This is a genomic window from Nonomuraea sp. NPDC049269 (assembly GCF_043197155.1).
Lineage (GTDB): Bacteria > Actinomycetota > Actinomycetes > Streptosporangiales > Streptosporangiaceae > Nonomuraea.
Genome location: NZ_JBICSO010000020.1, coordinates 1 through 19831, shown reverse-complemented (window position 1 = coordinate 19831; position 19831 = coordinate 1). Strand labels below are relative to the sequence as shown.

16 protein-coding genes and 1 pseudogene are annotated in these 19831 nt (G+C 69.9%); 10 read left to right on the top strand and 7 right to left on the bottom strand.

Translation table 11 applies throughout. The features are described 5' to 3' along the window. Positions 1-24: 24 nt before the first annotated feature. Both ACGFNP_RS60490 and ACGFNP_RS60485 read left to right on the top strand, forming a co-directional pair. Entirely contained in the window at positions 25-927 is a 903-nt protein-coding gene (locus tag ACGFNP_RS60490) for an alpha/beta hydrolase (protein WP_358341750.1), read from the top strand. Between the two features lie 64 nt (positions 928-991). Continuing rightward, entirely contained in the window at positions 992-1240 is a 249-nt protein-coding gene (locus ACGFNP_RS60485; RefSeq protein ID WP_219539322.1) for a mycoredoxin, read from the top strand. A gap of 97 nt (positions 1241-1337) precedes the next feature. Here the strand turns inward: ACGFNP_RS60485 and ACGFNP_RS60480 are convergent, their stop codons facing one another. Beyond that, the gene (locus tag ACGFNP_RS60480) at positions 1338-1703 is read right to left on the bottom strand and encodes a hypothetical protein (protein ID WP_393334206.1); all 366 of its coding nucleotides are present in this window, start codon (positions 1701-1703) and stop codon (positions 1338-1340) included. A gap of 62 nt (positions 1704-1765) precedes the next feature. Continuing rightward, a complete protein-coding gene (nudC, locus tag ACGFNP_RS60475) occupies positions 1766-2740 on the bottom strand; it encodes an NAD(+) diphosphatase (RefSeq protein WP_393334203.1) in 975 nt (324 codons plus the stop codon). Positions 2741-2876: 136 nt separating this feature from the next. On the opposite strand from nudC, the gene ACGFNP_RS60470 reads away from it, so the two are divergent. The 4 genes from ACGFNP_RS60470 to ACGFNP_RS60455 are packed head-to-tail and all read left to right on the top strand — an operon-like array spanning position 2877 to position 8139. Beyond that, complete coding sequence (locus ACGFNP_RS60470; protein WP_358341742.1) at positions 2877-4013, top strand: siderophore biosynthesis protein; 1137 nt, start codon at positions 2877-2879, stop codon at positions 4011-4013. Continuing rightward, the gene (locus ACGFNP_RS60465; RefSeq protein WP_358341739.1) at positions 4010-5488 is read left to right on the top strand and encodes an IucA/IucC family protein; all 1479 of its coding nucleotides are present in this window, start codon (positions 4010-4012) and stop codon (positions 5486-5488) included. Before ACGFNP_RS60470 ends, ACGFNP_RS60465 begins: the two co-directional genes overlap by 4 nt. Beyond that, entirely contained in the window at positions 5489-7036 is a 1548-nt protein-coding gene (locus ACGFNP_RS60460) for an IucA/IucC family protein (RefSeq protein WP_393334198.1), read from the top strand. Then, a complete protein-coding gene (locus tag ACGFNP_RS60455) occupies positions 7033-8139 on the top strand; it encodes a type III PLP-dependent enzyme (RefSeq protein WP_393334195.1) in 1107 nt (368 codons plus the stop codon). The genes ACGFNP_RS60460 and ACGFNP_RS60455 overlap by 4 nt, the downstream gene beginning before the upstream one ends. Here ACGFNP_RS60455 and ACGFNP_RS60450 read toward each other — a convergent pair. Together ACGFNP_RS60450 and ACGFNP_RS60445 are read right to left on the bottom strand one after the other, a co-directional pair. Beyond that, positions 8136-11390, bottom strand: a complete 3255-nt coding sequence (locus ACGFNP_RS60450) for an ATP-dependent DNA helicase (protein WP_358341730.1) — start codon at positions 11388-11390, stop codon at positions 8136-8138. The genes ACGFNP_RS60455 and ACGFNP_RS60450 overlap by 4 nt on opposite strands. After that, positions 11384-14743 carry an ATP-dependent helicase gene (locus tag ACGFNP_RS60445; protein WP_393334191.1) on the bottom strand — a complete coding sequence of 1120 codons (3360 nt, stop codon included), beginning with the start codon at positions 14741-14743 and terminating at the stop codon, positions 11384-11386. The genes ACGFNP_RS60450 and ACGFNP_RS60445 overlap by 7 nt, the downstream gene beginning before the upstream one ends. 134 nt (positions 14744-14877) lie before the next feature. On the opposite strand from ACGFNP_RS60445, the gene ACGFNP_RS60440 reads away from it, so the two are divergent. Next, on the top strand, positions 14878-15099 hold the full coding sequence (locus ACGFNP_RS60440) for a hypothetical protein (protein WP_358341727.1): 222 nt from the start codon (positions 14878-14880) through the stop codon (positions 15097-15099). Next, positions 15096-16070 carry a tyrosine-type recombinase/integrase gene (locus ACGFNP_RS60435; protein WP_358341726.1) on the top strand — a complete coding sequence of 325 codons (975 nt, stop codon included), beginning with the start codon at positions 15096-15098 and terminating at the stop codon, positions 16068-16070. Before ACGFNP_RS60440 ends, ACGFNP_RS60435 begins: the two co-directional genes overlap by 4 nt. A gap of 448 nt (positions 16071-16518) precedes the next feature. Here ACGFNP_RS60435 and ACGFNP_RS60430 read toward each other — a convergent pair whose 3' ends face one another. Next, the gene (locus ACGFNP_RS60430) at positions 16519-16662 is read right to left on the bottom strand and encodes a hypothetical protein (RefSeq protein ID WP_358341724.1); all 144 of its coding nucleotides are present in this window, start codon (positions 16660-16662) and stop codon (positions 16519-16521) included. A gap of 205 nt (positions 16663-16867) precedes the next feature. On the opposite strand from ACGFNP_RS60430, the gene ACGFNP_RS60425 reads away from it, so the two are divergent. Then, a complete protein-coding gene (locus ACGFNP_RS60425) occupies positions 16868-17656 on the top strand; it encodes a DNA adenine methylase (RefSeq protein WP_358341721.1) in 789 nt (262 codons plus the stop codon). A 176-nt stretch (positions 17657-17832) separates the two neighbouring features. After that, positions 17833-18120, top strand: coding sequence for a hypothetical protein (locus tag ACGFNP_RS60420; RefSeq protein WP_358341718.1), 288 nt, complete (start codon positions 17833-17835; stop codon positions 18118-18120). 255 nt (positions 18121-18375) lie between these two features. On the opposite strand, the gene ACGFNP_RS60415 is transcribed toward ACGFNP_RS60420, so the two are convergent. Further along, positions 18376-18675, bottom strand: coding sequence for a hypothetical protein (locus ACGFNP_RS60415; protein ID WP_358328874.1), 300 nt, complete (start codon positions 18673-18675; stop codon positions 18376-18378). Positions 18676-19624: 949 nt separating this feature from the next. After that, positions 19625-19726: pseudogene (locus tag ACGFNP_RS60410) on the bottom strand (IS481 family transposase); the annotation flags it as partial. Positions 19727-19831 lie beyond the last annotated feature (105 nt).

Sequence of the window (19831 nt, the reverse complement as noted above, 5' to 3'; positions counted from 1 at the left end):
ACTGCATGGGGGAAAGGGCAGGCCGTGCGAACAGCGGTTTTCGTGAGCGTTTGCGCGCTCGCCGCCGTCGTGTTGACGCCGATGACGGCGCAGGCGACGAAGGACCCCACCCCGGGCCCCGTGTCGACCACATCTCCCGACCCGTACGGGCTGAGCGGTTTATCAACCGAGACCATCTCGTACGGCGCGCGCCGCCGCCAGGACATGGACATCTGGTGGACCTCGGACGGCACCAAGCGCCCCGGCGTCTTCCTGATCCACGGCGGCTGGTGGTCCAGCGGCGACAAGAAGCAGATGACCGAGATCGCCCGTAGCTACGCCGACCTCGGCTACACGGTCTTCAACATCAACTACCGGCTCTCCGGCGAGGCGGCGTGGCCCGCGCAGCGGGTGGACGCGCTGGCCTCGATCGCCCTGGCGCGCAAGCACGCCGAGCGCTGGTCGTTCGACCCGAACAAGTACGTCGTGGTGGGCTTCTCGGCGGGCGGGCACATCGCCGCGTCGATCGGCACGTACGGCGACGGGCAGCGGGGGCTCAAGGGAGTGGTCGGGCTCTCGCCGATCATCTCGCCGCTGCGCGCCTACGCCGACGGCGCCAACTCCCCGGACCCGTACAAGCGCAAACTGCGTAACTCGGCGATCCAGCTCGCCGGCGGCTGCCTGCCCAGGGGCAAGTGTTCGCGCGTCTGGGCCAGCATGGAAGTGGCCTGGCACGCCAGCCACAACGACGCGCCGGTGCTGACCGTTCACTCCACGGACGAGTTCGTGCCGCCGTCGCAGAGCCAGCTGCTCAAGGAGATGCTGGGCCAGGTGGGGGTGCCGGTGACGATCTTCACCTCGCCGGGTGTCGCGCACAGCGCGCCCCTGTATCGCGAGATGGGCATCGCCGAGCGCGTGCAGCAGTGGATCGCCGAGCGCATCGGCTAGGGATTACCGGAGCCTTCCAGGTTGTTGCAACGACCGCCTGCTTTCGCCTCGAAGGGATGTCCACATGGCGCTCACGGTTTACAGCACAACCTGGTGCGGTCCCTGCAAGCGACTCAAGTCGCAGCTCACCCGCGAAGGGATCAGCTTCGACGAGATCGACATCGAGCGGAATCCCGATGCCGCCGAGTTCGTGATGAGCGTCAACAACGGCAACCAAGTGGTGCCCACCGTGGTGATCGAGACGCCCGCGGGGCGGGTCGTCCGTACCAACCCGTCGGCGCGTGAGGTGAAGGCGCTCCTCCAGGCGGCCTGAGGCTTTAACGAACTCGGGCTCCAGCCAGAGACTGGAGCCCGAGAAAGTGGTTAACATGGCCACGAGGACCTGGGTGCTAGTTTCACCCAGGTCCCCTTTAGTTCAGGTGGTTGTCGATCTTGTGCTCCAGGCGCACGATCTCGGCCTTGAGCTCGGTGCGGACGTCCTGGATCTCGGTCTTGAGCTCTGTGCGGACACCATGGATCTCAACCTTGAGTTCCGTGCGGACGTCCTGGATCTCGGCCTTGAGTTCGGCGCGTGTCCCCCTGAGCTCGGATCGCACGTCCATGATGTCGCTCTTGAGCTCCACCACCGCGTTGGTGATGGCGCCCGTGACCGCTGCGATGATGCGGCCCTCCGAGGCCTTGACCTTGTCGTCTATCCACACCTCCGTGGCGGCGATCTGGATGGCGAGCTTCTGCCGTTCGAGATCCAGGAGTTGCTGGATGTGTGTCTCTTCCATGGGCATGAGCATAGCCTTTCGCTACCGAAGGTGTCTTCGAATTTACGCTAAGTGACCGTGGCTTACCAGTCCCCCGAAAGTGGTCCGCCGTACCAGGTCTCGATGAGGCGGCGGGCGATCGAGACCGGTGGGGGGAGGCGGAGGTCGCCTGATCGCAGGGCTTTCACCAGTTGGTCGCGGGAGAACCAGTGGGCCTCGGCGATCTCTTCGGCGTCGGGGGTGAGGGTGGTCGTGGTGGCGCGGGCGAAGAAGCCGAGCATCAGGCTGCGCGGGAAGGGCCACGGCTGGCTGCCGAGGTAGCGCGGTTCGACGACGGTGACGCCCACCTCCTCGGCCACCTCGCGGATGACGGCGTGCTCCAGCGACTCCCCCGGCTCCACGAACCCGGCCAGGATCGACAGCCGGCCCTCCGGCCACTGCGGGCCGCGGGCCAGCAGGCAGCGGTCGTCCTCGTCGCGGATGAGCATGATCACCGCGGGGTCGACGCGCGGGAAGTGCTGGCTGGCGTCGCGCGGGCAGACCCGGATGTGGCCGCCCGCCTGCACGTCCGTACGGCTGCCGCAGCGCGGGCAGAACTCGTGTGTCGAGTGCCAGGCCTCCAGCGCCACCGCGTAGACCAGCAGGCCCGCGTCGCGGTCGCCCAGCAGGCCGCCCACCTGGCGCAGGCCCGCGACGACGAGTTCGCCCTCGCCCGTGTCGCGCAGGCTCATCGGCATCGTGACGCGGCCGTTGGCGTCGCCGGCCCGCGAGCCGGGCAGCGGCGCGGCGACCGCGAAATAGGCGACTCCGTCCTCGACGCCCAGCAGGTAACGTTCGCCCGGTGGTGCCTCAGATGTGGCGTAAAGGACCGCGTGCACCTCGTCGCCGACGCGCTTGACCAGAGTCTGGCCGTCGTCGATCACCAGCACTCTGGTCGCCGGATCGGTCCAAGCGCGCTCCAGCCAATCGGCGTTCGCCCGCAGCGCGGACGATCTGTCGATGGTGCCGCGTGCGAGGAGCAGCGGTCCGATGAGTTGCTCTTCCGCTCGCGTCTCCACGGGCCCCACCCTTCCCAAATCCCATGTCATCCTATGACCGCCACCGAATGCGGGGTCTGGTATCCGAGATGATCGCCCACGGGCTAGGATCGGCGGGTTAGGTTAGCCTTACCTGATACTCGGGGGTGCCTTCGCGTTGCGGCTCTACCTGACCGCGCTCAAACCGACCGATTCGGTGACTTACGGGTTCCTGCCCGCTGCCGAGGCTCTGGGCTGTCGTGTGACGATTCTCACTGACCGGCCGGAGCGGCATCCGGGCGCCGTCGCGTGCGACGTGCGCGACCCGCGGGCGGTGATCGACGCGATCGAGCAGCTCGGCCGGCCGGACGCGATCTTCTCCAACTCCGACCACCTACAGGTGGAAACCGCGCTGGCGGCGGCCTACTTCGGGCTGCCGGGCAAGGACTGGCGGGCCTGCCTGGCGGCCAAGAACAAGTTCCTGATGCGCCGCCGGCTCGCCGAGGCCGGGGTCGAACAGGTCTCGTCGCTACGCCTGACGCCCGGCGACCCCGTGCCCGACGGCCTGCCGTACCCGCTGGTCGTCAAGCCGCGTGAGGGAGTCGCGAGCGAGGACGTGCTGCTGGTCGAGCGGGACCTGGCCGGCGCGGTGGCGACGGTCAGGAAGCGGCGGCCCGGCGAGGCGCTGGTCGTGGAGGAGTACCTCGAGGGGCCGCTGCGCACGCTGGAGACGCTCGGGGACGCCGAGAAGGTGCGGGTGCTGGGCGGGTTCGGGACGACGCTGGGGCCGTTGCCGTACTTCGTCGAGGAGCGGCTGGACTGGGCGCCGGACGGGCCTCGTGAGCATGTTCTGGCCGCGTTGGCGGCGCTCGGGGTGGGGTTCGGCGCGTGCCACACGGAGTACGTCGTCACTCCGGCCGGGCCGCGCATCGTCGAGGTGAACTATCGGGTGATCGGCGACCACTGCGACTTCCTGCTGGCCGATGTGCTCGGGGTGCCGGTGTTCGAGTGGATCTTGCGGGTGCACCTGGGTGAGACGGTGCCTGCCGTGCCGGATACCTCCAGGTTTGGCAGCGCGGTCAGCCTGGTCGCCGACCGGTCGGGGACCATCACGTCGGCGCCCGGCGCGGAGGAGCTGGTCTCCCAAGGCGTCAGGCTGTGGCACCGGCCGCTGCGGGCGATCGGTGACGTCGTCGAACAGACCCATACGAACCGCGACTACCTCGGCGTCATCAGGGCCGTCGGCCCGGACCGGGCGCGGGTGGACGCGGCCATCGAGGGCTTCCGGGCTGCCAGGCCGTGGGTCGTGGGATGAGCTCGCGGGAGGCGTACCTGGCCTCGCGGGTGCTGGACGCGCTGCTGCGCGAGGACTACGGCGGGCTGTCCGCGCGGGTGGCCAGGAGTCGTGACGGCGTGGAGTTGGAGCTGGCCGGCGGGCGCCGGGTGCGGCTGGTGCCAGGGCTGCTGTTCCAGGACTTCGTGGTCGGTCCCGGCGAGCGGCTGGGGCTGGCGGAGGTGCTCGGCACGCTGGCCGAGGTGGCCGATCCGGCCGACGCGCAGGGGGTGGCGGCGTTCGCCGAGGAGTGCGCGCAGGCGCTGGCCGCGCTGGAGCTGCACGACGCGCACAGAGCCGAGGTCCTCGGCAGGGGGCCGTCCTACGAGTCGCTGGCGGCTTTCGTCGACCATCCGGTGTATCCGACCTCACGGGCGCGGCTGGGAGTGCCCGCCGCCGCGCTGCCCGCGTACGCGCCCGAGTTCGCGCCGTCGTTCGAGCTGCGCTGGGCGGCGGTGCCGCGCGGGCTGCTCGCGCCGGGCTCCGCGGTGCGTCCGCCGCACGCGGCCCATGAGGTGGAGCCGGACGAAGCGCTGTTTCCGGTCCATCCGCTCGCCGTCGACGAGGTGCGGAAGATCGACGGGGTACGGCTGTTCGACGAGCCCTGGCTGACCGTACGGCCCACGCTGTCGATGCGGACCGTGGAGCTCGACGCCCGCACCCACCTCAAGCTGCCGCTGCCCACCAGCACGCTGGGGGCGCGGAACCGGCGGTCGATCAAGCCCGGCACCCTCCACGACGGCGCCCTGGCCGAGCTGCTGCTGCGCCGCCTGGCCGATCCCGATGTGCTGATCGCCGACGAGCAGACCTACGCGCACGCCGGGCACGAGTATCTCGCCTGGATGGTCAGGAGGCTGCCGGAGGGACGGGTGGTGCCGGTCGCCGCGCTCAACGCTCCCGGGGTGCTCCAGGAGGTGGGCGACGTGCTGCCCGGCTATCTGCGCCTGCTGCTGCGCTGGAACGTACGGCTCTTCGTCCGGTACGGCGTCGCGCTGGAGGCCCATCAGCAGAACCTGTCGCTGGTGTTCCGGGACGGGCGGATGAAGCTGCTGGTCAAGGACAACGACGGGCTGCTGGCCTCTCCTTCGAGGCTGGCCGCGGCGGGCGTCGAGGTGCCCGCGTTCCACGACGAGCGGATGCTCACCGACGATCCGCATGCCCTGGCCGACGTGTTCGTGACCATCACGCTGCACCTGGCGGCGGCCGCGATCGTGTTCGGGGCCCTGCCGCCCGCCCAGGCGTCCGCGCTGCTGCGCGACACGCTGGCCGAGGCGCTCGACGAGTACGGCGACGACCCCATGGCCAGGCTGCTGCGGGCCAGGACGCTCGACGCGGCCAGGCTCACCGGCAAGTCGATGATCACCGCGGGGACCCTCGTGGCCAAGGAACGTTCCGGGGCGCGGGACATCAACAAGTTCTACGGCACCAGCGGGCCCAACTATCTGAGGAGAGCTTGAATGCACGGTCTGGTCCTCGACTCGCCGGCCTCGCTGGCGGAGGAGGCGACGCTGGGCGCCCTGCTGCGGTGCTGCGTGCGGGAGGTGGCCGGGCCGCGCGGCCTGGTCTGGCCCGCGCCGCCGTACCTGCTGCTGCGGGTCGGGGGCGCGCTGCTGCGGGTCCGTACGCACGGCGGGGCCGCGCTGCGCTTCGCCGGGCCGCCCGAGCGGCTGGACCGCGGCACCTGGCAGCCCCTCACGACCGACGAGCTGGTACGGCTGGCGGAGACCGACCTGACCGGGAAGGGTGCCCCCGAGCCCAACGGCGAGTTCGCCGGGCAGGTGGCCGCGAGCAGGGACGCGGTCGCCGCGATCCTGGCGGCCCGGGCCGAGGCCGTGGCGCCCGCCGATCCGTGGCTGGCCTCCGAGCAGGCGCTGGTTCACGGGCATCCCTTCCACCCGAGCCCCAAGTCGCGCGGCGGCGCCGATTGGCTGCGCTATGCGCCCGAGGCGCACGCCGAGTTCCCCCTCCGGCTGCTCGGCGTCCGCGCGGACGTGGTCGCGGAGGAAGGCGACGCGTCGGCCCTCGACCTTCTGGGCGAGGCGCCGCCCGGCTACCGGCTGCTGCCCGCCCACCCGTGGCAGCTCGACCTGCTGCACCCGGCCTTCGGCGGGGAGCTGATCGATCTGGGTCCCGGCCCGGTGGTCGTGCCCACCTCGTCGGTGCGGACCGTCTACGCGCCCGCGGCGGAGTCGTGCCTGAAGTTCAGCCTCGATGTCCGCATCACCAACTGCGTGCGCAAGAACGCCTGGTACGAGCTGGCCGGCGCGGTGGAGCTGACCTCGCGCCTGGCGCCGGTGTTCGACGCGGTCTCGGCCGCGCATCCGGGCACCCGCTGGCTGCCCGAGCCGGGCTACCGCTCCGCCGCGCTCGGCACCCGCCTGCTCGAAGGGCTCGGCGTGATCGTCCGGGCCAGCCCGTGGTCCGTGTGCTCCCCCGGCGTCACCCCGGTCCTGTCCGGCGCCCTCGCGCTCCAAGCGCCCGCGGGCGATCCGCTCGCCTGGTGGACCGCCTACGTCTCGGTGGTGGCGCCACCGGTGCTGGAGCTGTACTTCACGCACGGCGTGATACTCGAACCGCACCTGCAGAACGTCCTCGTCGGCCTGGACGCCTCAGGGCTGCCCGTGGAAGCGGTCTTCCGTGACCTGGAAGGTACCAAGCTCGTCTCCGGCCGCCACTCGCTCGACGGTGTGCCCGCGAAGGTGGCGCAGGCCCTGAGCTACGACGCGGAGCGCGGCTGGGCCCGCGTCGTCTACTGCCTGCTGGTCAACCACCTCACCGAGATCGCCGCCACGCTGGCGGGCGACGACGACGAGCTGCTGCGCGAACTGTGGCGGATCGCCCGGGACGTGCTCTACCACCACGCCGGAACGCTCGGCCGGCCGCTCCCGCTGTCCGATCTGCTGGCCGGCGCGCCGCTCCCGGCCAAGGCGAACCTGACGGTCCGCTGGGCCAGGGCCGCCGACCGGACCGCCGGATACGTCCCGATCGCGAACCCGCTCGCGTGATCACCCCGAGAGATCGCCAACCCGCTCACGAGCTCGCCCCGAGAATCCGCGAGGCCGCCCTGCGGCTCGGTGACGTGCCCGCCTACGTCTACGACCTGCCCGCGCTGCACGAGCACGCCTCAGGGGTACGTCAGGCGCTGCCCGGCGTGGAGCTGTACTACGCCGTCAAGGCCAATCCGGCCGCCGAGCTGCTCCAGACGCTGGCCGCGCACGTGGACGGCTTCGAGGTGTCCTCCGGCGGCGAGCACGCCCACGTGGCGGCCCTCCTCCCCGGCAAGCCGCTGGCCCTCGGCGGCCCCGGCAAGACCGACGCCGAGCTACGCCTGCCCTGCCACCGCCTGCACGTCGAGTCGCCCAACGAGCTGCGCCGCCTGCTCGCCACCGGCCGCGAGGCCGACGTCCTGCTCCGGCTCAACCCGGACCTGCCGGTCGAGGGCGCGGCGCTGACGATGAGCGGGCCGTTCGGCATGGACGAGGCGGGCGTACGCGAGTGCCTGCCGCTCTTCACCGACCGCGTACGGCTGCGCGGCCTGCACAGCCACCTGGCCAGCGGCCTGGACGCGCCCGAGCTGCTGCGGCTGGCCGGGACGCTGCTGGACACCGAGCACGACGAGGTCAACCTGGGCGGCGGCATGGCCGTCTCCTACGCCTCGCCGGAGTCCCGGTTCGACTGGCGGGCCTACGGCGCCGGTCTGGCGGCGATGCGCCGGGACGGGCAGCGGGTGCGGGTCGAGCCGGGCCGGGCGCTGACCGCGTACTGCGGCTACTACGTCACGAAGGTCGTGGACGTGAAGCGGGTCCGCGGCGAGGCGTACGCGATCGTGCTGGGTGGCACGCATCACCTGCGCACTCCTGTCACCAAGGGCCACGACCAGCCGTTCACCGTGCTGCCCACCGGCGACGGCCCCGTCCTGACGGACGAGCCGGTGACCGTGGTCGGCCAACTATGCACCCCGAAAGACGTTTTCGCCCGAAAAATCGTGACTTCGGTGCGAGTGGGGGACACGGTGGTGTTCGAGATGGCCGGGGCCTATGCCTGGAACATCTCCCACCACGACTTCCTGATGCACCCCAAACCGGGCTTCCACTACGTGCGGGACTAGACGACGGGTACGGCCTCGATCAGCGCGACCAGGCCGTCGGCGTCGAGCAGGTCCACCGGGCGTACTGTCTGGTTCGCCCGGACATAGTGGAAGGCCGCCCCCACCCGCTCCAGCGGCACCGCCGCCAGGTGCGACCAGGCTAGCCGGTAGGCGGCCAGCTGCACCGAGGCGGCGCGGGCGGCCTTGCCGCGCGGCGGCGCGCCGGTCTTCCAGTCGACGACCTCGTAGCGCCCGTCGGACAGCTCGAACACGGCGTCCATCCGGCCGCGTACCAGCCGGTCGGCGATCATGGTCTCGAACGGCACCTCCAGGTCGAGCGGCCGGCGCCCGGCCCATTCGCTCTCCTCGAAGCGTTCCTGCAGCTCCGCCAACCGTACATCGGCCTCTTCCGGCTCGGCCACCAGGTCGAGGTCGAAGTCGTCGAGCAGGCGCTGCTGGTCCCAGCGCGTCTCCAGCCACTTGTGGAACGACGTGCCGCGGCGGGCCAGCGGCGCGGGCTTGACCGGGACCGGACGGCGGATCCTGCGGGCCAGCTCGCGGGCGTCGGCCGCCAGCGTGACCAGCGACGACACGGTCAGCTTCGAGGGCAGCTCGACGGTGGTGGAGCCGCGCCTGCGGTGCAGCTCGCGTTCGCGGAGCAGCAGGTCGGTGTCGCGCTCCCAGGCGCGGACGCGTTCCTCCTCGAAGGCGCGCAGCGTCTCGTCCTCGGCGGGGGCGAGGGTGCCCGCCAGGGCGTCCTCGACCAGGCGCGCGCCGTCCAGCACCGACTCGTAGCGCAGGCCCTCCGGCGTGACCGGCCACACGGCCTCGGCGGGCTCGGCCAGCAGCGGGTTGGTCACCCCGGCCGCCAGCTCCGGCGCCCAGAACGCGACCCGGTCGCTGGTGTCGCGGATCTCCAGCAGGAAGTCCGACGGCTCCAGCGGCTTGGAGGCGCTCCCCCAGCGGTAGCCGGAGGCGATCAGGTGGTAGTGGGCCCGGGTGACGGCCACATAGGCCAGCCGCCGCTCCTCCATCAGGTCGCGGTCGCGGCAGCTCTCGTCGAACGCGGCCAGCTCCTCCTTGGTGAGCCCGGTCAGGCGCGGCAGGTCGGCGGCGTCGCCGCGGAGCGGGAAGGGGAGCTTGCGCGGGTTGTCGGTCCAGCGGCTGTTCATGACCGGCGTCGCCGGGAACATGCTGCCGGTCGCGATCGTCCCCTTCGAGCTGAGCAGCTGCGACAGCCCGGGCACGACCACGATCGGCCACTCCAGGCCCTTGGAGGCGTGCACGGTCATCAGCTTGACGCTGTTGCTCTCGCCGACCCGCCCGGCCTCCAGCCCGAACTCCTCGCTCTCGGCCGCCTGCAGATAGGCCAGGAACGCGCCGAGCGTCGGATCCTCGGCGTCGCCGGCGAACCGGGAGGCCGCGTCCTGGAACGCGTCGAGGTCGGCCCGGGCGGCGAAGGCGCTGACCGTGCCGCCCCGGGCCGCCACCTCGATGTCGAGACCCAGCCGCCGTTCGACCTCGGTGATCAGATCCGGGAGCGGCTGCGCGGTGTGCGCTCTGAGCTGCCGCAGCTCGTAGGCCAGCGCGACGAGCCTGGTCCTGGCCAGCGGCGAGAACGACTCCAGCCACGCCTCCCGATCGGGCAGCTCGTCGAGCGCGTCGATCAGGCTGCCGCGCTCCTCCGCCAGGTCGGCGACCACCTGGTCGAGCGGGTCCTGCTCGCGGCGCGTCTCGCGGGCCTCGCGGGTCAGCTCCCTGGCGTACTCGCCCAGCACCCGCAGGTCGGCCGGCCCGATCCGCCAGCGCGGCCCGGCCAGCAGCCTGGCCAGGGCGTCACCGGCAGTCGGATCGTAGAGGGCCCGGAGCGTGGCGACGATGTCGTTGACCTCGGGCACGGTCAGCAGCCCGCCGAGACCGACCACTTCGACCGGGATGTCGCGCTCTTCGAGCGCTCTGCGCAGCGCGGGGAACTGCGACCGCTTACGCGCGAGAATCGCCACATCCTGGGGTTGTACGGCGAGCGTCTTCTTGCGTTCCTTCTCGCCCCAGGGCAGCCCGTCGGGTGCGACCTCCTGGCCGAGAATCTTGTGGATGCCGTCGGCGATCCACTTCGCCTCGTCCTCCGCGGTCTCGTGGAAGGCGCAGGTGACGCGTCCCCGGTCGACGCGGTTGGCGCCGGGGACGAGGACCGGCACCTCGCGGGCCTCCATGCGGAGGGGCAACTGGACGCGGGCGGCGACGTCGAGGACCCGGTCTCCGTTGCGGAAGCTGACGCTGAGCTGGCGTACCGGGGCCAGGTCGCCGGAGCTGGTCCGGAAGTCCTGGGCGAACCGTCGCAGGTTGCCCGCCGAGGCGCCGCGCCAGCCGTAGATGGACTGGCAGGGGTCGCCCACGGCGGTGACCGGGTGGCCGCCCGCGTACAGGGATCTGAGCAGCACGAGTTGGGCGTGGCTGGTGTCCTGGTACTCGTCGAGCAGCACCACGGAGAAGCGGGACCGCTCGATCTCGCCGACCTCCTTGTGGCGGGCGGCGATCCTGGCGGCCAGCGACATCTGGTCGCCGTAGTCGATGACCTCCCGGGCGCGCTTGAGCCGCTCGTACGCCTCGACCAGGGGCAGCAGTTGCCTCCTCGCGGCCTGGACGTTGATCGGCTTGCGCTGGGCCAGCGTCGTCCGGCCGCTCAGCCCGGCGTACCTCTCATCGAGCCACTCGCCCACCCGCCGCACGTCGGAGGCGGTGCGCAGGTGCTCGGACAGCTCGCCCGCGAGCTCCAGGACGGCGGCCGTGACGGACGGCGGGCCGAGCTCGATCTTGTCCATCGGCCCGTCGTACATCGCCACCACCCTGGACGCGAGCTGCCACGAGACGGCGGGCGTGACCAGGCGCATGGTGGGTTCGAGGGCCTCGCGCAGGGCGTGGTCGGTGACCAGGCGCGCGGCGTAGGCGTGGTAGGTGGAGACGGTCGGCTCGTTGTCGAGCAGCCCGGGTTCGACCAGGCCCGCCTCGGCCAGGCCGTTGAGCCGTTCGCGGACCCGGGTGGCCAGCTCGGCGGCGGCCTTGCGGGTGAACGTCAGGCCGAGCACGTTCTCGGGCTTGACCAGGCCGTTGGCCACCAGCCAGACCACCCGGCCGGCCATGGTCTCGCTCTTGCCCGAGCCCGCTCCGGCCATGACGACCATGGGTTCGAGCGAGGCCTCGATGACGCGGGACTGTTCGGGGGTGGGGGGCAGGATGCCGAGCTTCTCGGCCAGCTCGACCGGGTTCAGCACACCTGTCCCCCGTTGTCGTTGACGGGGCAGCTGGATCTGGCCGCGCAGGTGCGGCAGCCGTCGTTCACCTTGGCCTGGAAGAACGGGCCCGACATGCCGATCGCCACGGTGTCGACCAGATCTTTGGCCCAGCCGGGGTTCCTGTCCTCGGCCAGCGCGCCCTGCTGCTGCTCCAGCGCGTCGTGCTTGCCCGCCGCCTTGCCGACCTGGACCAGCGCGGCGCCGCCCGGCTCCGTCATGCCGTGCCTGGCGAACGCGCCGAGCAGCGCGGCGAGCTGGTAGACGCCGAGCTGCGGGTGACGGTCGAGCTCGCCCGCCTTGGGCTTCGCGCTGCCGGTCTTGAGGTCGATGATCACCGCGCGGTTCTCCGAGTCACGCTCGACGCGGTCCACCCGGCCCTTGATCTGCACGCCGTCGGAGACCGTGGCGGTGAACGCCTCTTCGAGGGCGACGAGCTCACGTGGGTTCTCCTGGTGCCAGCGCCAGAACTTGGTGATCATCTGTTCGGCCACCTGGCGCTGCTTGCGATTGAACCAGACGCCGCCGAAGTCGAGCTCGTTCCAGATCTCGTCCAGGCGCTTGCCGAGCAGGTCCTCGTTGGGCAGGTCGGTGGCGGCGAGCACGGCCAGCGCGTGGATGACGGTGCCGAGGCCCTGGGCCGAACTGGTGCCCGCGGCGCCGACGGCCGTCTCCAGCAGCCATCTCAGGCCGCACTTGGTGAAGCTCTCGACCGCCGAGGGTGAGATCCTGACGATGTCGTCAGGCCAGCTCAGGGGGCGATCGTCGGTCATGGGGGTGAGGGCGTACCAGTCGTTGGGGTGGGCGCCCTGGACTCCGGCCGCGGCCAGGCGGGCGAGGTGGTGGGCGGCCTTGCCCCGGATTTTTGCCGATTTAGTGGGATCGGTCACTGCGCTGCGGAGGTCCGCCACGAGCGCGGACATGTTCAGCCACCGCGCCCTGTCGTCAACCGTGGCGGCCTCGACGGCGCCCGGCATGAGCTCGCTGAGGAACCTGGACGGCCGTTCGTCGGTGTCCTCCCCGCCGACGGCCGTGACGACCAGCCGGCGGCGGGCGCGGGTGGCGGCCACGTAGAACAGCCGCCGTTCCTCGGCCAGCAGCTTGGAGGCCAGCGACGCCGCGTTCGGCCGGCCGCCCTCGACCAGCTCGACGAGGTCCTCCACGCCCAGCATCGAGCCACGCAGCCGCAGATCGGGCCACACGCCCTCCTGCACGCCCGCGACCACCACCACGTCCCACTCCAGGCCCTTGGACCGGTGGGCGGTCAGCACCCGGACGGCGTCGCCGTCGGGCGCCCGCTCGGCCAGCGTGTCACCGGGGATCTCCTGCGCGGCCAGGTCGTCCAGGAACACCTCGGGGCCCGCCTTGGGCATCCGGTCCACGAACCTGGCGGCATGGTCGAACAGGGCGACCACGGCGTCGAGGTCCCGGTCGGCCTGCGCCCCCCTGGCCCCGCCCGACAGGCTGAGCTCGGTCCACTTCTCGGCCAAGCCGCTCTCGTGCCAGACGGCCCACAGGACCTCCTCGGCGCCGGCATGGTCGCGTACGGCCTGGCGGGCCGCGGCTAGCAGCCTGGCGACGCGTTCGGCGGGGAGGGCGACGTGGGGCTCTATCCGGGTCAGCTCCCGCGGGTCCTTCACGGCTGCGACCAGCAGCTCTCCGGAGGTGCGCGCTTGGAGGGGAGAGTACGGCGGCGGCGGTGTGGCGTCGGCCGTCGCCTCCGTGCCCGCGGCAGTCGCCTCTGCGTCCGCGGCAGTCGTCTCCGCGTCCGCGGCCGTCGTCTCGTCTCCCAATGCGGCCATCGCCTCGTTTTCGGCGATCTTCAGTGCCCGCCGCAGGCGTCGTACGCCGATCATGTCGGTGCCGCCGAGGGGGCCGGTCAGTAGTTCCTCGGCCACCCCCTCGTCGAGTTCGGCCGCGTCGATGGCGACCCTGAGGATCGTCAGCAGCGGGCGTACCCCGGGCTCCTGCGCGATCGGCACCTCGTCACCGGCCACCATCGTCGGCACGCCCGCGCCGACCAGGGCGCGCCGCAACAACGGCACCTGACGGGTCGCCGAACGGACGAGCACCGCCATCCGATGCCAGGGCACGCCGTCGATCAGGTGGGCCCGGCGCAGCGTGTCGGCTACGACGGCCGCCTCCTGGCTGGTGCTGTCGGCCAGCAGCACCCGCACCTCGCCGGCCTCCATCTCGGGCAGCGACAGCAACTCCCGATGCCCGTGCGAGCGCCGCTCCCTGGGCTGAGCAGCGTCGGGGCCCGGCGCCGCGGGCGTGACGGTGTCGAGGGTCGGCGCCGCGGGCGTGACGGCGTCGGGGGTCGGGGCCGCGGGCAGTCGGTCGGCCACGCGTCTGGACGCCGTCAGGAGATCGGCCCCGCTCCGGCGACACACCCGCAGCGCCATCACCGGCGCGTCCCGCCCGTCACGGGTCGGAAACCGCTGCGGGAACCCCAGGATCCCCCGCACATCGGCCCCCCGGAAGCCGTAGATCGACTGGTCCGGGTCGCCCACCGCGATCAGGTCGCGCCCGTCACCGGCAAGCTGGCGCAGCAGGAACTCCTGCGCCGGATCGGTGTCCTGGTATTCGTCCACGAAGATCACGTCGTGCGCCGCACGTTCCCTCCGGCGCACCTCCGGGTCGGCGAGCACGCCCGCCGCCGCCCTGATCAACTCGGCGTAGTCGAGCGCCGGCTCGGGATCGAGGTCGAACCGCACCTCGTACCGCTCTAGGAACCGGCCGACCGCCACCCAGTCCGCCCTGCCGTACTGCCTGCCGAGCTCCTGCAGCCGTTCGCCGCCGAGCCCGCGCTCGCCCGCGCGGGACAGAAAGTCGCGGAGTTCCTCGGCGAACCCGCGCGTCTTGAGCGGCTCGCGCAACGCGACGGGCCACTCCCGGGCGCCGTCCTCCAGCTCGCCGTGCAGCAGCCGCCGGATCTCCAGCAACTGCTCGGGCCCGGTGAGCAGCCGCGGCGGCGCCTCGCCGGCCAGCACCGCCTCCCGCCGCAGCAGCGCGTAGGCGTAGCTGTGGAAGGTGAGTGCCAGCGGAGTCCTGGTCGTGCGGCGCAACCGCCCGGTGACCCGTTCGCGCAGCTCACCGGCCGCCTTGCGGCTGTATGTCAGGATGAGCACGCGTTCGGGATCCATCCCGCGTCGCTCGATCCGGTCGACCACGCTCTCGACGATCGTGGTGGTCTTCCCGGTGCCGGGACCGGCCAGGACGAGCAGCGGTCCGTGTCTGTGCTGAACCACGGCACGCTGGTGCTCATCGAGCACAGGGGCCGCCACGGGTCCCCCGCGCCCACGCCGCACCAACCGCCAGGTCTGAGCACTCACAACACTAGATTCCACCAGACCACAGGGGTAGATCGTGCCGAGTTGACCTCTCTACCACGCGATCGGCCAACGCTATCGGGGGAAACGTAGCGGCACCCACCGACACGCCGCAGCCTCGCCGACAGTGGCGCCTGATGCGTGATGGCAACGTCCCAAACATCATGCGCGTGTTCGACCGGCTGGGCCTGGACATCAAACCTCAGGACCGGCGGCGGCTTAACACGCTGGCCGGGATGGATCCGCAGGACGTGCGCATGGTCGTCGGTCTGGTGCTGAAGGCGTTCGAGGCGGGACACTCCGCTGGCGAGGCGTCGGCCCGCGCCGAAGAGTACGCCGACGCGGAGTCACGGACGTGACCGCTGAGCTGGTCCGCGAGCCGAGCGGAGGAGGCGGGATCGCGTTCCCGCCGACCCTGCTCGGCTACGCCCAGGACCTGACGATGGCGTGGCTGCTGTCGTACGAGTCGCGCAACACCCGCGACGCCTATCAGCGCGAAATCGAGCGGTGGTTCGCCGTCTGCACGGAGACCGGACTCGACCCGCTCCAGGCCCGCAAGCCGCACGGCGACGTGTACAAGCGGTGGCTTGAACTTCAGGCCGGGAAGCCGATCCCCGCCAAGACGATGGCGCGCAGGATCTCGGCGGTGTCGTCGTGGTACGACTACCTGGTCGACGAGGACCTCGTCGAGGCCAACCGGTTCAAGGCGACGCGGCGGCCGAAGGTGCGGCGCAACCACTCGGAGACGACCGCGCTTTCCCGCGACGAAGCTCGCCGCCTGGTGGCCGCGGCCGACGCCGACCACGGGCCGGCCCGGCTGCGGACCTCGGCGTTCATCCGGGTCCTGGTGCACACCGGCATCCGGGTGGAGGAGGGAATCGCCGCCGAGCTCGGCGCGCTCGGTTGGGCGCGCGGGGTGCGGACGCTGCGGATCGTCGGTAAGGGCGGCAAGCCGAAGACGCGTCGTCTGCCGTTGGAGACCGCGTACGCGCTCGACCGCTACCTGGAGGATCGGGCCCGCCGAGCCGGCGTCGAGGTGGCCGAGCTGGAGGGGCGGATCTTCGTCACGGACACTGGCGGCCGGTTCCACCGATCGTCGGCGTCGGAGCTAGTGGAGCGGATCGGTCGTCAGGCGAGGATCGAGTCGAAGGTGACGCCGCACGTGCTGCGGCACACCTGGGCGTCGATCGCGAAGGACTTGGGCGCGAACCCGATGGACATCAAGGAAGCTCTCGACCACGAGGACCTGAACACGACGATGATCTACCTGCACACGGCCAACCAGTTGGAGCGGGACCCGTCTCAGCTGGTGGCTTCCGCGGTGGAGTGATCAGTGGACGGCCTATCAGATTCATCTGGTAATACCTATTTCCCGAATTGAAGCATTTTTTTTATTCAAATTGAGGCTGGCTGGCATCACAGCCCACCCTGTCGCCATAACGGCGAGGGCTAAGGCGATGATCTGGGCGGGGTTCGGGGCTTCGCCCCAGCCGCTGACGCCCGCAGCGCCCACTCCTGCGCAGGCTGTCACGACCGCAAGTGCGGTGGTGCACCGTGTGGTGGGCTCGGGCACGTGTCCTCCTGGCCGCATGTCCTGAGCACCAGGCTACGTCCGATCTGTGCCATCTGTGCTTTTCTTGGACCAAGACGTGCAAGCTAGGTATGTCAGGATCAAGGCTGACTGTCTTTCTCGCGCGTTCGCATGTAAGGCATAGGTCCACGCTGGGACGTCTCAGAATCGACCAGAGCGCGTTTTCCCTGGTCGGATGCATGCAGATTCACTGCTTGAAGCGAGGAACCTTGCCGTAGCGCTTCCGCAACGCCTCAGCCCGGGCCTGGTGCAGCTCGTGGCCGGGCACCCACTCGACGAACTTGGTGTGCATCTCCACGGCCTCTGACCGCGTAGTGACCACCCACGTCACCAAGCCCTCCTACCCCTTCGGGCCAACCTGTCGCCACGCGAGCAGGAAGGCACCTCGATCGTGGAACTCACCGGACAGTGCGTACGTGAGCAGCGGCGGAATCGGGACGGGGTAAGCGTCCTTGTCGTACGGGTTCTGCCTGCTCGCGCGATCGTACACCTGATCGAATCGTCCACTCCGTCACCATAGCGAGGAGAGTCCGCCCGTGGCTGCTCTGCGCCCTCCGTTCCAGTACTACGGAGCCAAGGGAAGGCTCGCGCCCTTTCTGGCTGGTCTGCTCGGGCCACACGAGGTGTACGTCGAGCCGTTCGCCGGGAGCGCCGCTGTCTTCTTCGCCAAGGACTCCGTCCCCATCGAAACGATCAACGACATCAACGGCGACCTCATCGCCTTCATGCGCGTGCTGCGCGACCGCCCGCGTGCTCTGATCCGCGCCGTCGAGCTCACCCCGTACGCCCGCGCCGAGCACGCCGCGGCGAAGCTCGGCGACCAGTCCGCATCCGACCTGGAGCGGGCCCGCCGCTGGTGGATCCAATGCACCCAGTCGCGATCCGGTGAGGCAGGCGCCTCCTGGAGAAGGCCGACATCGAGAACGCGGGTGAACAACCCGGCCGGCGCGAAGCGGGCGTCGGCGGCGCTGCGCTGGCACGCAGCGCGGCTGCGGAAGGCGTTCATTGAGCAGGTGGACGCGTTCGAGTTGATCGAGCGCATGGATTCGGCGAAGACTGCGATGTACGTGGACCCGCCCTACCTGCGGAGCACGAGGAACGTGTTCGGGAGCGGCCACTACGTGAAAGAGATGGATCGCGAGCCCGAACACCGCCGCCTCCTGGAAGTGCTCGTCGCGTGCAAGTCCGCGATCGTGCTGTCCGGCTACCGGTCGCAGCTGTACGACGAGCTGCTCGCCGACTGGCGCCGCATCGACTACCGTGTCCGCAACTCCGCCTCCGATGAGCGACGGCATGCGATCGAGTCAGTGTGGATCAATCGCTGATCGACTAGCGATTGGATCACCAGTCCTCCGGTGGAGGAATATCACAAGCCTCAGTCATCGCAGTTGCGGCCTCGCCAAATCGTTGGAGGCTCTCCAGTACGACGGCCAAGCATGCCAGTGACACGACTAACAGACCACCTCAAAATAAGCGCTGTGTACCGAAGGGAATGTTGACCATGGACATCAAGGAGTACCAGCCGACACCGGACCTCGTCGAGGCCGTGCAGGTCCTCGGCGGCCAGGTCGAGGACGTCGTGTCATGGATCAACGCCTACTCGAACCTGCGCGGAATCGTCGGGCAGACCGCGCTCCGAGGCCGCAGCGCCGAGTACATCGATGTACAGACCCCGGAGGGCATGCGGCGCGCGGCCCTGGGCGACTACATCGTTCACGACGGCAACGGCGCGTTCTGGCCGACGCCACGGCCGATCTTCGAGCGCGGTTACGTCGCGGTGGCCGAGTAGTGCGCATCCAGGTGCTTCGCCTTCCGCTGCTGGAGTTGCCGGGTCTATGACCCGGCAACTCGAGTCGCTGAGGCCGGACGCAATGTAGCTCTGCGTAGTATCGACGACCGTACGTGTTCTCAGAAATGGTCGGACGCGGGCCTCTACTTTGTTGGTCACCGTGGTCACCAACAAGGTAGAGGCATGCAACGGGTTCGCTGAGTGGTTGCGCTTCGGCAACCACGGGGTTTACGGGGTATCAGCGGACCGCTCGGGTCAGGCGCTGCCGCCGCCTTGTTTCCCCCAGCCCGTCAGCGTGTATCCCAGTGGGCATGAAACTTGTGCCCAGGAGCCGGCGCTGGTCCAGGGCGACTCGAACCACTTGTCTTTGTAGAACTTGTTGGAACAGAGGGCGATTGCCTTGTACGGTCCGGTCGTGGCGCAGCGTACATGCACCTCGGGCGGTATCCGGTCCTTGTATGGGTTGATGACGCAGTCAGCGGCGGCGAGCGCCGAGGATGCCGAAGCCGGAGCCGCCGTGAGCGGCCCGGCGGTGAGCGCGAAAGCGATGCCCATGAGCGGCACCCATTTCGTGGCCCGTCTCATCATTGTCAGACCTTTCGTGAAGGGACCTGGCAGGGGCGGCACAGTGGCAGGGCCGGCATCACCAGCGGAGACCTATCCGTGCCGCCTCGTAACCCCTTGGCACCGAGAGAGTGGGGTAACCCGCTCGCACGTTTCTGCAGACCCATGACCGGGGCGGGTCACTGTAGGCAAAGTCCGCCCCGCATACCGAACCGCCATCGATGTAGAGAGTCCAGTGCCCGACGACGGGATTGGGTCCGGTTACGTCGACGTCGACCGAGATCGTCCCGCCAGGGAATCGGGTCGGATAGAGTTGAAGGTCGCACCATGGCTCTAGAGTGCCGCTTACCGGGCAGTATTTCGTGCCTCCAGCGGCGTAGGCCGGCGTGGTAAGTGCGGCTGCGATGGTGATACCCGCCACGACGGCGGTTGCCAGTTTCTGTGGTAGTCGCATACGACGGTTTCCTTTCCTTCAGGGCCGACTAACGAACCATCGCTGTGGTGATAACGGGCTGCGCTCCGTAGGGTGCAAGAAACTCTTCTCCTTACTCATTAGTGCGTCGTACGCTGGATATGGGCGCCGCTACCGACCCGGTGCGCGCCATCGATGAACGGGCTCAAAGTTCGCGCACTGCGATTCCGAAGAGACGCGATGGCACGCGGGAGTAAGAGAATCGCCCGCAATAACTGTTGGTGACGATCGCTGGGGCGCTCAGTATTTCACTTGCCCGATCAACGGAAGTCCTTCCTGTATCAGGATGCCACCGGTTCATTAACTGATCCAGGACAGTCTCCGGACATTTGCCGGGCATATCCGATTGCTTCGGTCCGGATGGTTATCCGCTGTCCGGCAACCTGGACATCAGGGTGACGGCAGCGACCAGGGCTTGCCTGGTCGACTCGTTCCTCTCGATCCCGTTGTCAGATCAGACGGGCTCGGCTAGTTGTTCTGTCCTGTGAGGTTGGGTACGCGGCTGGCGGGTGGCAGGCCGTTCAGCGAGGTGTGTCCGCGGTGGTGGTTGTAGGTGTGTAGCCAGGCCGGTAGGGCGGCGCGGTCACGTCCGAGATGCGGTGTAAAAGAGAACGAGCGTAGGTTGCCGTGCTGAACCGACCAAAGTTCGCACTACGCAAGGACCTACGCTCGTGG